The following is a 13093-nucleotide window of genomic DNA, read 5'->3' as shown; positions in this document are numbered from 1 at the left end:
CATGAGCTTCAATGCCAAAGATATGACGCAGGGCGGTCAGATTGCCAATATGCGCTTTCGCATGTTTGGCCAGATTGCCAATATTATATTTTACGTGCTGTTTATTTTATTCTGGGTGCTGTGCGGGTTGATGCTGATGTACCGGCTCAGCTGGCAGACCTTTGTGAACGGCTGCGTGTACTGGTGGTGTACGACGCTTGGTCCCATGCGCGATATTATTCGCTCCCAGCCCGTATACACCATTCAATATTACGGCCAGTCGCTGGAATATACCTCAGAACAAATCCTGGCCGATAAATACACTATCTGGTGCGGTGAGCAGCTATGGACCAGTTTTGTGTTTGCGGCCGTCGTTTCCCTCGTTATCTGTATCGTGACGTTCTTTGTTGCCAGCTGGGTGCTGGGCCGTCAGGGGAAACAGCAGAGTGAGGATGAGAATACCGGCGGGCGCCAGCTTTCCGACAAGCCCAAAGAAGTGGCCCGCCAGATGAAGCGTGATGGTATGGCCTCGGACATTAAAATTGGCGACCTGCCGATACTGCTGAACTCTGAAATCCAGAACTTCTGCCTGCACGGTACCGTGGGCTCCGGTAAATCTGAAGTGATACGCCGCCTGCTGAACTACGTGCGCGCCCGGGGCGATATGGCCATCATCTACGACCGCTCCTGTGAGTTTGTCAAAAGCTACTACGACCCGTCGCTCGATAAAATCCTTAACCCGCTGGATTCGCGCTGTGCGGCCTGGGATTTGTGGAAAGAGTGCCTGACGCTGCCGGACTTCGATAACGTTTCGAACACCCTTATCCCGATGGGCACCAAAGAGGACCCGTTCTGGCAGGGTTCAGGGCGCACCATCTTTGCCGAAGGCGCGTATCTGATGCGCGAAGACAAGGACCGCAGCTACGAGAAGCTGGTTGATACCATGCTCTCCATCAAAATCGACAAGCTGCGCGCCTATCTGCAGAACACACCGGCGGCTAACCTGGTGGAAGAAAAAATTGAGAAAACCGCCATCAGTATCCGTGCGGTGCTGACCAACTACGTCAAGGCCATCCGCTATCTGCAGGGCATTGAGAAGAATGGCGAGCCGTTCACTATCCGGGACTGGATGCGCGGTGTGCGTGAGGACAGGCCCAATGGCTGGCTGTTCATCTCCTCCAATGCAGACACGCATGCTTCCCTGAAGCCCGTTATCTCGATGTGGCTGTCGATTGCCATCCGGGGTCTGCTGGCTATGGGGGAGAACCGCAACCGGCGCGTGTGGATTTTTGCTGATGAGCTTCCCACGCTGCACAAGCTGCCGGACCTGGTCGAAATCCTGCCGGAAGCGCGTAAGTTCGGCGGCTGCTATGTGTTTGGTATTCAGTCCTACGCCCAGCTGGAAGACATCTATGGCGTGAAACCCGCCGCCACGCTCTTTGACGTGATGAACACCCGGGCCTTCTTCCGTTCTCCCAGCAGGGAAATAGCGGAGTTTGCCGCCGGTGAGATTGGTGAGAAGGAAATCCTCAAGGCCAGCGAACAGTACTCCTACGGTGCAGACCCGGTGCGTGACGGGGTATCGACCGGGAAAGAAAAAGAGCGTGAAACGCTGGTCAGCTATTCCGATATTCAGACACTCCCTGATTTGTCCTGTTACGTCACGCTGCCCGGGCCGTATCCGGCCGTGAAGCTGGCCCTGAAGTACAAGCCGCGTCCGAAAATTGCTGAGGGGTTTATTCAGCGCACTCTCGATACGCGTGTGGACACCAGACTCAGTGCGCTCCTGGAGGCGCGGGAAGCCGAAGGCAGTCTGGCGAGAGCGCTGTTCACGCCGGATGCGCCGGAGCCTGAACAGCGTGATGCAGACAGCAAGACATCGCCCGGACAGCCAGTGCCGGAAAGCGCTCCGGTCTCACCTGTACCCGTGAAGCCCGTGTCGACAGCTGAAACGCTGTCTGCACAGTCATCCGTTAAGGCACAAGGAGCGCCACAGGCTAAAGTCGCGACCGTACCGTTAACCCGCCCGGCACCGGCAGCGACTCCTGCTGCTGCCAGTGCGACAGCGTCCTCTGCAGCTGCGACGGCGGCCACGACCGGCGGCACCGAACAGGAGTTGGCTCAGCAGCCTGCAGAGCAGGGACAGGAGATGATGCCGGCTGGCATGAATGAGGACGGTGAAATCGAAGACATGCAGGCGTATGACGCCTGGCTGGCTGATGAGCAGACGCAGCGCGAGATGCAGCGGCGTGAAGAGGTCAACATTAACCACAGCCACCGCCGCGATGAGCAGGATGATATTGAGATTGGAGGGAATTTCTGATGATGTCGATTGGCTCCGTCAAGTCGGCCGGGAGTGCCGGTAATTACTATACAGACAAAGACAATTACTACGTCATCGGCAGCATGGAGGAGCGCTGGCAGGGCAAAGGGGCGGAAGCGCTGGGTCTGGACGGAAAAGCGGTCGACAAGGCCGTGTTCACCGAACTACTGAAAGGGAAGCTGCCGGACGGCAGCGACCTGACCCGCATGCAGGACGGAGAGAACAAACATCGCCCGGGCTATGACCTGACGTTCTCGGCGCCTAAAAGTGTCTCGATGCTGGCCATGCTGGGTGGCGATAAGCGCCTTGTTGATGCCCATAACCAGGCGGTGACGGAAGCCGTGAAACAACTGGAGACCCTGACTGCGACCCGTGTCATGGCGGACGGTAAAAGCGAAACCGTACTGACCGGCAATCTGATTGTGGCGAAATTCAACCACGATACGAACCGCAATCAGGAGCCGCAGCTGCACACCCATGCCGTCGTAATCAATGCCACGCAGAACGGGGACAAGTGGCAGTCTCTCGGCACCGATACGGTTGGTAAAACGGGCTTTATCGAGAATGTGTACGCTAACCAGACAGCCTTCGGGAAACTCTACCGGGAGGCACTGAAACCCCTGGTGGAAAAGCTCGGATATGAAACCGAAGTCGTGGGTAAGCACGGCATGTGGGAGATGAAGGATGTCCCGGTTGAGGCGTTTTCCTCGCGCAGCCGGGAAGTCAGAGAAGCCGCCGGACCCGATGCGTCGCTCAAATCCCGGGATGTGGCGGCGCTCGATACCCGCAGGTCAAAGGAAGCCATCGACCCGGCCGAGAAGATGGTCGAGTGGATGAATACGCTGAAGGAGACCGGCTTTGACATCCGTGGCTACCGTGAGGCGGCTGATGCGCGGGCAGAAGAGATTGCCCGCGCACCCGTAGCGCCGGAGAAGACCGACGGGCCGGATATCACGGATGTGGTGACCCGGGCCATTGCCGGTCTCAGCGACCGCAAGGTGCAGTTTACGTATGCCGATGTGCTGGCGCGCACGGTTGGCCAGCTGGAGGCAAAGCCGGGGGTGTTTGAACTGGCGCGGACGGGCATCGATGCGGCGATTGAACGGGAGCAGCTTATCCCGCTCGACCGGGAGAAAGGCCTGTTCACCTCAAACATTCACGTCCTTGATGAGCTCTCCGTGAAAGCGCTCAGCCAGGAAATTCAGCGGCAGAACCACGTCTCCGTCACGCCCGACGCGTCGGTGGTGCGCGAGGCTCCCTTCAGCGATGCGGTCAGCGTCCTGGCGCAGGACCGTCCGGCGATGGGGATTGTCGCCGGTCAGGGCGGCGCGGCAGGCCAGCGGGAGCGGGTGGCCGAGCTGACGCTGATGGCCCGGGAGCAGGGGCGCGACGTGCATATCCTCGCCGCCGATAATCGCTCCCGGGAATTTCTTGCCGGGGATGCGCGACTGGCCGGAGAAACCGTCACAGGCAAATCTGCCCTGCAGGACGGGACGGCGTTTATCCCGGGCGGGACCTTAATTGTCGACCAGGCGGAGAAGCTGAGCCTGAAGGAGACGATTTCCCTGCTCGATGGCGCCATGCGCCATAACGTACAGGTCCTGCTCTCCGACAGCGGCAAGCGCAGCGGAACCGGGAGCGCGCTGACGGTCCTGAAAGACAGCGGCGTGAACACCTACAGGTGGCAGGGCGGCAAGCAGGCGACGGCAGACATCATCAGCGAGCCGGACAAAAGTGCGCGTTACAGCCGGCTGGCTCAGGAGTTCGCCGTCAGCGTGCGTGAAGGGCAGGAGAGCGTGGCGCAAATCAGCGGCACGCGTGAGCAGAATGTCCTGAATAACGTTATCCGCGACACCCTCAAAAATGAGGGGGCGCTCGGCAGCCGGGACATGATGGTGACCGCGCTGACGCCGGTGTGGCTGGACAGCAAGAGCCGGGGCGTGCGGGACTACTACCGCGAGGGCATGGTGATGGAGCGGTGGGACCCGGAGACCCGGAAGCATGACCGCTTTGTCATTGACCGTGTGACGGCCAGCAGCAACATGCTGACCCTGAAAGACCGTGAGGGAGAGCGTCTGGACCTGAAAGTCTCCGCCGTCGACAGCCAGTGGACGCTGTTTCGCACGAATAAGCTGCCGGTGGCAGAGGGCGAACGTCTGGCGGTACTCGGGAAAATCCCCGACACGCGACTGAAGGGCGGGGAAAGTGTCACGGTGCTGAAAGCGGAGGCCGGGCAGCTGACGGTTCAGCGTCCCGGACAGAAAACCACCCAGACGCTTCCTGTCGGCAGCAGCCCGTTCGACGGGATTAAGGTCGGCCACGGCTGGGTGGAGAGTCCCGGCCGGTCGGTCAGCGAAACGGCGACCGTCTTTGCCTCGGTGACACAACGTGAGCTGGATAACGCCACGCTGAACCAGCTGGCGCAGAGCGGGAGCCATATCCGGCTGTACTCCGCGCAGGACGCGGCCCGCACCACAGAGAAACTGGCGCGGCACACCGCGTTCAGCGTGGTCTCAGAGCAGCTGAAGGTCCGCTCGGGAGAAGCAGACCTGGAGGCGGCCATCGCACAGCAGAAAGCCGGACTGCATACCCCGGCAGAGCAGGCGATTCACCTTTCCGTGCCGCTGCTGGAGAGCAACAGCCTGACCTTTACCCGCCCGCAGTTGCTGGCCACGGCGCTGGAAACAGGCGGCGGCAAAGTCCCGATGAAGGACATAGAGGCAACCATTCAGGCGCAGATTAAGGCAGGCAGTCTGCTGAATGTGCCGGTGGCCTCCGGCCACGGCAATGACCTGCTGATTTCCCGCCAGACCTGGGATGCGGAGAAAAGCGTCCTGACGCGGGTGCTGGAAGGTAAGGATGCGGTGGCACCGCTGATGGGCCGGGTGCCGGGCAGCCTCATGACAGACCTGACCGCCGGACAGCGTGCGGCAACCCGGATGATACTCGAGACCCCGGACCGGTTCACTGTGGTTCAGGGCTATGCCGGGGTGGGGAAAACCACGCAGTTCAAAGCTGTGATGAGCGCCATCAGCCTGCTGCCGGAAGAGACGCGCCCGCGCGTCATTGGTCTGGGGCCGACACACCGCGCCGTGGGCGAGATGCAGAGCGCCGGCGTCGACGCGCAGACGACCGCCTCATTCCTTCACGACACGCAGCTGCAGCAGCGCAACGGCCAGACGCCGGATTTCAGCAACACGCTGTTCCTGCTCGATGAGAGCTCGATGGTCGGGCTGGCAGACACCGCGAAAGCGCTCTCCCTGATTGCGGCCGGGGGAGGCCGTGCCGTACTCAGCGGCGATACCGACCAGCTGCAGTCCATCGCGCCGGGCCAGCCGTTCCGTCTGATGCAACAGCGCAGCGCGGCTGATGTGGCCATCATGAAAGAAATCGTGCGCCAGGTGCCTGAGCTGAGACCGGCGGTCTACAGCCTGATTGACCGGGATATCAGCCGTGCGCTGTCCACTATTGAGCAGGTCACGCCTGAGCAGGTGCCCAGAAAGGACGGCGCCTGGGTACCTGAAAACTCGGTCACAGAATTCACGCCGGCACAGGAGAAAGCGATACAGGATGCGTTGAAGGAGGGTAAGGAAATACCGCCTGGCACGCCAGTGTCCCTTCATGATGCGATTGTGAAGGACTACACCGGGCGCACCCCGGCGGCGCAGGCGAGTACGCTCATCATCACGCATCTGAACGCAGACCGCCGGGCGCTCAACGGGCTCATCCATGATGCGCGTGTACAGAATGGCGAGGTCAGTAAAGAGGAGGTGACCCTGCCGGTACTGGTCACGAGCAATATCCGTGACGGTGAGCTGCGTAAGCTGTCCACCTGGTCAGAGCATCAGGGGGCAGTGGCTCTTCTGGATAACACCTACCAGCGGATTGAGAGCGTCGATAAGGAGAACCAGCTCATCACCCTTAAGGACAATGAGGGTAACATTCGTCTTCTCTCTCCCCGGGAGGCCTCAGCGGAGGGCGTCACGCTCTATCGCCCGGAGCACATCACCGTCTCACAGGGTGACCGGATGCGCTTCAGCAAAAGCGACCCGGAGCGGGGTTACGTCGCCAACAGCGTGTGGGAGGTGAAAACGGTCTCGGGTGACAGTGTCACGCTGTCTGACGGTAAAACCACCCGCACACTGAACCCGAAGGCCGATGAAGCGCAGCGCCACATCGACCTTGCCTACGCCATCACCGCCCACGGCGCGCAGGGGGCCAGCGAACCTTTCGCCATCGCACTCGAAGGCGTGGAAGGGCGCCGGAAAGCGCTGGTCAGCTTTGAGTCGGCCTACGTGGCGCTGTCGCGCATGAAACAGCACGCGCAGGTCTACACCGATAACCGGGAGGGATGGACCACGGCGGTCAGCCGTTCTCAGGAAAAGGCCAGCGCGCATGATGTGCTCGAACCGCAGAACACCCGGGCGGTGAAGAATGCCGGTCAGCTCTATGGTCGTGCACAGCCGCTGGATGAAACCGCCGCAGGCCGGGCCGCCCTGCAACAGTCAGGTCTGGCCAGAGGCCGCTCTCCGGGTAAATTCATCTCACCCGGTAAAAAATACCCGCAGCCACATGTGGCCCTGCCGGCATTCGATAAAAACGGCAAAGAGGCCGGTATCTGGCTCAGTCCGCTGACGGACAGGGACGGGCGGCTGGAGGCTATCGGGGGCGAGGGGCGGATTATGGGGGATGAAACGGCCCGGTTTGTGGCGTTGCAGAACAGCCGCAACGGCGAAAGTCTGCTGGCGGGGAATATGGGCGAAGGCGTGAGAACAGCCCGCGACAACCCCGACAGCGGGGTGATAGTTCGCCTTGCCGGCGACGACCGCCCCTGGAACCCGGAGGCCATCACCGGCGGGCGCATCTGGGCTGACCCCCTGCCGAATACACCGCTCCCTGATACCGGTACTGACATCCCGCTCCCGCCGGAAGTGCTGGCACAGCGGGCTGCAGAAGAGGCGCAGCGCCGGGAAATGGAAAAACAGGCGGAACAGGCTGCCCGGGAAGTCGCCGGAGAGGAGAAGAAAGCGGGCGAGCCAGGCGATCGGATAAAAGAGGTTATCGGGGACGTGATTCGTGGTCTGGAGCGTGACCGCCCGGGCGAAGAGAAAACACCGCTGACGGATGACCCTCAGACCCGACGCCAGGAGGCCGCGATACAGCAGGTCGCCTCAGAGAGTCTGCAGCGTGAACGTCTGCAGGAGATGGAGCGGGACATGGTGCGGGACCTGAACCGGGAGAAAACCCTCGGCGGCGACTGATGCGCCTGGAGTTTTTGTCAGGCACAGCAATATCAGGGATAAAAAGGAAGCAACGATGACAACATACACAATGCGTTTTAGTGCGGCAGACCGCTGGCTGCAGGCTCTCCTGACCTGGACGCTCGGGCAGACGGATATCATCAAAACGGTGGCGCTGCTTCTGATGGTCACTGACCACACCGGACTCCTGTTGGCGCACAACAACGAGCTTATGCGTCTCCTGGGCCGGGGCTGCTTTCCGCTGTTCGGTCTGGTCTGGGGGATGAATCTGGCCCGGCACGCGGATATCCGCCAGTCGCAGTTGAACAGCCTCTGGGGCTGGGCGCTCGTTGCGCAGGTATCGTTCATGCTTATCGGGTACCCGTGGTACACGGGTAATATCCTGTTTGTCTTTGCCGTCACCGGTCAGGCGCTGCGGTGGTTCAGCCTGCCATCCTGGTATTGCACCCTCCCGGCAGTCGGACTTCTGATAACCTGGATGCCGCTGTCTGCCGGCAGTTACGGCATGACGGGTGTGGGGATGCTCATCGCCAGCTGGCTGCTCTGCCGCGCACAGCATGCGACGGAACGGCTGAGTTATGGTGCGCTGTGGGCCATCATGGTGTTACTGATGAATATCAATGATGTCAGTGAGTCGGTGGCCGGGCTGGCCATCGCGCTGCTCGTATTAATGGTGTGCTCATCGGTCGGAGGGGAGATTAAACGGTTCTGGCCACGGCATTTCTTTGTGATGTTCTATGCCGTGCATCTGGCGGTGCTGGGTATTGTCGTCTCAATGTAAAAAAAACCCGGAGGTCATCCGGGAAAGGACATAGTGTCCAAACGCGTTACAAACGGAACCACCGCCCTTATTTCTCAGGAACAGGAAAGGGCGATGCCGTTCAGGTATAGTACTCTTTATTATCTGAACTGAACTATAGGCAATTGTTATGGCAGAAGAAAAACGCCCTGTACTGAGCCTCAAACGAAAGCCTGCGGCGGAAAGCACGGGAACGGATGTCACAAGCGCACCGGGCGTCGTTCGCCGCAAAAAAGTCGTGGTGGTCTCGACGCCGCCCGCCTGGAAGGTCAAGAAAGAGAAGCTGGAGCAGGCGAAAAAGGCTGCCGAAGCCGCTGCACGCCAGGCAGCAGAAGAAGCGGTAAAAGCAGCAAAGACTCCGCCTCCTGTACGTTATCTTCAGCTGCTGCCGCCGGAGCAGGCTATCATGACCCTGAAGGCGTTCTGGCCGCAGCTGTTTGAGGGTAACGCCCCGCGCCTGCTGGCAACCGGGATGCGTGAACAGCTGTTTGCGGACATTACAGAGCGTGACCTGCCGTTATCGCATAAGCAGGTGATTAAGTGCCTGAAAAGCCTGACCCGTTCTGCAGGTTATCTGTCCCGGATGCGGGAAGGCGCTTCCCGCTATGACCTGCAGGGGAATGCGGTGGCCACCGTCACTACTGAAGAAGCGAGGTATGCCGGTGAGCGCATGATGAAGGAGCTTCTGCGTACTGAGCGCATGCGAAGCCAGTCGTCTGGCTGAGCAGAGACAGAGGAAAGGAATGGATTTTGAAGTACGTAAACAAAAGGCTCTGGCGATAATGGTCAGGCATAATATGTTTAAATGTAATTACGCACCGCCTCTGATACGTTTTCTGTGGTGGCTGGGTGTAAAAATTCCCCCGCTGCCGTTTGCTTCGTTCTGGCAGGTTTTCGGGTTGATGGCAGGCAGTTTCTCCGTAATGTACGGGCTGTTGATGTATCTTATGGTCTGGCGTCCACAGGGGATGAGTCCTCTGTTCGCTTGTGCGGTCAGTCTTATCACGAGCGTGTTATTTGGCTTGACGATGGCTTTTTTTTACCTGTGGCTACGAAGAGTGCATAAATTACCTGACTGGAAAGACCTGTAACGGAATGAAAATATACTGTCAGGGGCGATTGCGCCTGTGTTAACAGGTTTTATATTCTTTCGGTAAGTGAGTTATTAATGTTTACTGCGCGGTCATTATATATTACTGCACAGTGATGGTTATTATTCCTTTCTGAAAGATATGTTCTGTGTCTTGTTATTCTTTTCCCTCCGGGAAATCATATTTTAAAAGAGAAGGTTAAGTAATGGTTAAAGATGAAATGACAGATGAGTCTGCTTTACCTGAGTCTGAACAGGCACGGAGAATGATAAGGCGTGCGGTACTGCGGATGGTGGGTTCGGGCCAGCTTCACTCCAGGGACGATGTGATTCGCTACCTGATAAAGGAAGGTGGCTTTGACATTCTGAGTGTGACCGACACCAGTGTTACTCTGTGTGCGCCGGATGAGCCGGAAGAGACGCTGACGCTGACGGGGTGGGTATTTTCATCATCATTCAGGCTGGCTGACTGACTGACTGCGTTTATGATAATACCTGTCCGGTTATTCACAAATGAAATCAGTACCCGGATTTAATTTTGAATATATATCTGGGCTCACTATTTAAAAGATTCAAATCCCTTGCGTATATAGCTACAAACGGTCTGTGGAATGTCATGGGGATTACTGGTGTGGGTTGGTTTTAATATTTAAAAGGAATGTGAATATGTTGCGGTATTTTATTCTGCGCCCTGAGCAGCAGCTATTCTGTTATTTATACGGTATCGCGCTGGCGCTGGTCCTGATGGTTTTATTTTCTCCTGCATCCCGGGCAGGCGGATTTTATCTGGTTGCGTTATCTGTCGCGCTGTTGTGGGCCGGCCTGGCCCTGTACACCCGGCACACCGACCGGATGAGAAGACCGGAGGTCTCACCGCAGGTCGGTATCCGTGACGGTATTCAGGTGGTGGCCATACTGCCGCGCCATGAAAAGGCCCGTCTGGAATGGGAAATTCTGCAGGATGCTGACGTGTATCGCCGTCAGATGGTTGCCCTTCTGGACCTGGCTCAACGGTGCGTCAGCCGGGGGCTGATATACGCGCCGGCGGTGATGCTGGCTGGTCTGTGCTTTCTTGCCTGGGGATTTCCGCAGGATGCTGTTCGGGTCTTCAGCGCTCTGCGGGAAATGCCCGCCACAGAGCTTGTGCATCAGACTGGTTTTGTCCTGCGCTACGTCCTGCTGATTTCCGTCATGTCGGCTCTGATTGCCGATGTTCTGGCCGGGAGAGGATTGCCGAACGCCTTTCGCCGCGCATTGCTGGACAGGCTGCCGGCAGAGGCGAAGGAATAAACAGCATGGCGAAAATACTAATGATGGCAGGCAGTACCATTGTTGTGCTGAGTCTGCTGGGGTTTCTGGTTTTGCTTCTGAAAGGACGGGCCGTAACGAAGACATCTCCGGTCCTGATGTCACTGAAAGCCCTGGGGATTCGCCCCTCAGAGGCCGAACAGCGATTGTGTCGCCAGCGGGTCTGGGTGGGAAATGACACGCTGATGACACCACGGGAACAACACTTTTACCGGGCACTGCTGAGGCATACCAGCCGTAAGCGCTGGCTGTTATGCCCGCAGGTCCGGGTGGCGGATATTGCCACACTCGCTCCCCACATCCGGCCACGTTCCCGGACCTGGTGGCAACTCTTCCGCATGGCGTCTCAGTGGCACTGCGACGTGGTCATCGTTGATATCCGCACCTTTGCTATCGTTGGCGCGATTGAACTTGATGACGCCTCACATCTGAAAAAACAGCGTATCCGGCGCGATATCCTGCTGGAAGAGGTTCTGAGGCAGGCGGGTATCCCGCTGCTGCGTGACCGGGACTCAGAGAAACTGGTCAGGAGAGTCAGTGAGTTTCTGAAATACCGTGAAGCTGAAACCGACGAAATATCTGCATCCGGCACAGCTTTACCGACAGCGCATACTGAACGCAGGGAGGACGAAAAATGATTGTGCCCGTAGAGGTTGATCGCGATGCGCGGGGCTACTGGACACACCCGGCGTTAATCCGGAGTTGCTGCCAGACCACGCCACAGCTGATGTGGTGGCTGCGCGTCCAGAAGCTGGAGTGCTTCGTGATGAGTATGCGTGACGAGGCTACAGAAGCATTCTGTGCCGGATGGGATGATGGCCCGCCAGACGCTTCTGCATGGGAGCTGGTTCCTCCGCCCGGAAAGGGCTGGTTTCTCGGTTCAGTACATCCACGGGAGGAGGGGCCGGAGTGCTACTGGTTCCGTCATACCACAAAAGCCTGACGCCTCCGCAGGGCGTCGTTGTCCAACCCCGGAGGCGGGAGAAAACCAGTTTCCCCCACCCCCGGCGTTTCTCAAAAACAGTGAAGGAAATACTGTGAAAACAAATCGTACTCTCCGCAAATGGTGTCTGCCCGGGCTGGTCAGCCTGAGCCTGTTCGCCCCCTTACCGGCCGTGTATGCCGCAAGCATCGAGACCGGGTTTTCCCCGGAAGGAACGGGCCTGCAGCTGGTTCTGAAAACCATTACGACCGCACAACAGGAAATCCGGCTGATGGGCTATTCGTTTACGTCTCCGGAGGTGGCCGGCGCGCTGGTCAGGGCCAGGCAGCGGGGCGTGGATGTGAAGGTGGTACTGGACCACAAAGCCAATACCGGCGAGCGCAACAAGGCCAGTCGGGCCGCCATGAACCTGCTGGTCAGCGCGGGTATACCGGTCCGGACGGTGGATACCTACAAGATCCTCCACGACAAAGTGATCATCGCCGATGGCCGCAACACTGAGGTCGGTTCGTTCAACTTTAGTCGCGCGGCCGATCGCGCCAATTCAGAGAACGTGCTCGTCGTGTGGGATGACCCTGTTGTTGCTCAACGCTATCTGCAGCACTGGTCATCCCGCTGGTCGAAGGGAACGGACTGGAAACAGACGTACTGATACCGCCTTAAACGCTCCCCGGACGTAAACCGTGCGCCAACGCGGGTTACGTCCATAAAGTCAGTCGCTGATTTAAGATATCTGTAGTATTCTCTGCGAACGATCCTTTTTTAGATCCTTGAGGAGGCAGAGATGTCGCAGATTGATAATGCAGTAACTTCCTCTTCGAAACCCAAAAGGCCTTACCGTAAGGGGCAACCTTTATCAGTAAGCGAGCGAAAATTGCGCTCTGTATCCAGAAAAAGGGATACGCATAAAGCCGTTACTGTGTTCATACAGAATGCTAAAAAGGCGATGCTGGACGATCTTTGCTCGAAATCCAATATGACTCAGGCAGAAATCATTGAGTTACTAATTGAGCGAGAATCAGAGCAACGGAACAAATAGCAACAAGTCACAATTATTGCTAATAATTAATCCAAGTGCTAGATTACTGATCGTTTAGCAAATTTTGATGGTGGGCCACGCCGTAAGGTGGCAGGGAACTGGTTCTGATGAGGTGTCTACCCGGGACCAGAAAAGCAAAAACCCCGATAATCTTCACCTAGTTTGGCGACTGAAGAAGATTAACGGGGCCTACTTAAACTGTATAGAAGCTGTTGCTCTATGCAGGGAGTATAGTTTTATGCTCAGAAAAGTTCAATACCTGTTTCTGTGTCATTTACTCCTTCCGTGCAACATAAGCGCGGGAAGGTGTGACTGAACAGCACAATCCGCAACACTGGAGTCAGCTGGATA

The 13093-nt window shown here is 57.9% G+C and carries 12 protein-coding genes; all 12 read left to right on the top strand.

Annotated features, from left to right (window positions below):
• Position 1: 1 nt before the first annotated feature.
• The 12 genes from traD to tap all read left to right on the top strand — a co-directional run bounded on the left by traD (position 2) and on the right by tap (position 13058).
• Positions 2–2302: a type IV conjugative transfer system coupling protein TraD gene (gene traD, locus HMPREF3096_RS07700; RefSeq protein WP_020315126.1), complete on the top strand. Its 2301-nt coding sequence runs from the start codon at positions 2–4 to the stop codon at positions 2300–2302.
• Positions 2302–7563 carry a conjugative transfer relaxase/helicase TraI gene (gene traI, locus HMPREF3096_RS07695; protein WP_032408925.1) on the top strand — a complete coding sequence of 1754 codons (5262 nt, stop codon included), beginning with the start codon at positions 2302–2304 and terminating at the stop codon, positions 7561–7563. The genes traD and traI overlap by 1 nt, the downstream gene beginning before the upstream one ends.
• 55 nt (positions 7564–7618) lie before the next feature.
• Complete coding sequence (gene traX / locus HMPREF3096_RS07690; RefSeq protein WP_070544379.1) at positions 7619–8344, top strand: type-F conjugative transfer system pilin acetylase TraX; 726 nt, start codon at positions 7619–7621, stop codon at positions 8342–8344.
• A 148-nt stretch (positions 8345–8492) separates the two neighbouring features.
• On the top strand, positions 8493–9086 hold the full coding sequence (locus HMPREF3096_RS07685) for a fertility inhibition protein FinO (RefSeq protein WP_020315131.1): 594 nt from the start codon (positions 8493–8495) through the stop codon (positions 9084–9086).
• Positions 9087–9105: 19 nt separating this feature from the next.
• On the top strand, positions 9106–9453 hold the full coding sequence (locus HMPREF3096_RS07680; RefSeq protein ID WP_020315124.1) for a DUF6404 family protein: 348 nt from the start codon (positions 9106–9108) through the stop codon (positions 9451–9453).
• Between the two features lie 205 nt (positions 9454–9658).
• Positions 9659–9925, top strand: a complete 267-nt coding sequence (locus tag HMPREF3096_RS07675; protein ID WP_020315128.1) for a hypothetical protein — start codon at positions 9659–9661, stop codon at positions 9923–9925.
• A 193-nt stretch (positions 9926–10118) separates the two neighbouring features.
• Positions 10119–10742: a hypothetical protein gene (locus HMPREF3096_RS07670; RefSeq protein ID WP_020315122.1), complete on the top strand. Its 624-nt coding sequence runs from the start codon at positions 10119–10121 to the stop codon at positions 10740–10742.
• Between the two features lie 5 nt (positions 10743–10747).
• Complete coding sequence (locus tag HMPREF3096_RS07665) at positions 10748–11398, top strand: DUF2726 domain-containing protein (RefSeq protein ID WP_020315132.1); 651 nt, start codon at positions 10748–10750, stop codon at positions 11396–11398.
• Positions 11395–11703 (top strand): hypothetical protein, encoded by a 309-nt coding sequence (locus HMPREF3096_RS07660; protein ID WP_004098858.1) that lies wholly within the window; start codon positions 11395–11397, stop codon positions 11701–11703. The genes HMPREF3096_RS07665 and HMPREF3096_RS07660 overlap by 4 nt, the downstream gene beginning before the upstream one ends.
• A 94-nt stretch (positions 11704–11797) precedes the next feature.
• Positions 11798–12355: a phospholipase D family nuclease gene (locus tag HMPREF3096_RS07655; protein ID WP_020315133.1), complete on the top strand. Its 558-nt coding sequence runs from the start codon at positions 11798–11800 to the stop codon at positions 12353–12355.
• Positions 12356–12487: 132 nt separating this feature from the next.
• A complete protein-coding gene (repA, locus tag HMPREF3096_RS07650) occupies positions 12488–12742 on the top strand; it encodes a replication regulatory protein RepA (protein ID WP_004098862.1) in 255 nt (84 codons plus the stop codon).
• 238 nt (positions 12743–12980) lie between these two features.
• On the top strand, positions 12981–13058 hold the full coding sequence (tap, locus tag HMPREF3096_RS28930) for a RepA leader peptide Tap (RefSeq protein WP_020323529.1): 78 nt from the start codon (positions 12981–12983) through the stop codon (positions 13056–13058).
• Positions 13059–13093: the final 35 nt, after the last annotated feature.

The organism is Klebsiella sp. HMSC25G12 (assembly GCF_001807705.1).
In the GTDB taxonomy this organism is placed as follows: Bacteria; Pseudomonadota; Gammaproteobacteria; order Enterobacterales; family Enterobacteriaceae; genus Klebsiella; species Klebsiella variicola.
This window is presented reverse-complemented; position numbering and strand designations above follow the sequence as displayed.

Excerpts from the sequence above, each read along its gene's own strand:
- traD (WP_020315126.1), top strand. The coding sequence starts at position 2 with ATGAGCTTCAATGCCAAAGATATGACGCAGGGCGGTCAGATTGCCAAT.
- traI (WP_032408925.1), top strand. The coding sequence starts at position 2,302 with ATGATGTCGATTGGCTCCGTCAAGTCGGCCGGGAGTGCCGGTAATTAC.
- traX (WP_070544379.1), top strand. The coding sequence starts at position 7,619 with ATGACAACATACACAATGCGTTTTAGTGCGGCAGACCGCTGGCTGCAG.
- HMPREF3096_RS07685 (WP_020315131.1), top strand. The coding sequence starts at position 8,493 with ATGGCAGAAGAAAAACGCCCTGTACTGAGCCTCAAACGAAAGCCTGCG.
- HMPREF3096_RS07680 (WP_020315124.1), top strand. The coding sequence starts at position 9,106 with ATGGATTTTGAAGTACGTAAACAAAAGGCTCTGGCGATAATGGTCAGG.
- HMPREF3096_RS07675 (WP_020315128.1), top strand. The coding sequence starts at position 9,659 with ATGGTTAAAGATGAAATGACAGATGAGTCTGCTTTACCTGAGTCTGAA.
- HMPREF3096_RS07670 (WP_020315122.1), top strand. The coding sequence starts at position 10,119 with ATGTTGCGGTATTTTATTCTGCGCCCTGAGCAGCAGCTATTCTGTTAT.
- HMPREF3096_RS07665 (WP_020315132.1), top strand. The coding sequence starts at position 10,748 with ATGGCGAAAATACTAATGATGGCAGGCAGTACCATTGTTGTGCTGAGT.
- HMPREF3096_RS07660 (WP_004098858.1), top strand. The coding sequence starts at position 11,395 with ATGATTGTGCCCGTAGAGGTTGATCGCGATGCGCGGGGCTACTGGACA.
- repA (WP_004098862.1), top strand. The coding sequence starts at position 12,488 with ATGTCGCAGATTGATAATGCAGTAACTTCCTCTTCGAAACCCAAAAGG.
- tap (WP_020323529.1), top strand. The coding sequence starts at position 12,981 with ATGCTCAGAAAAGTTCAATACCTGTTTCTGTGTCATTTACTCCTTCCG.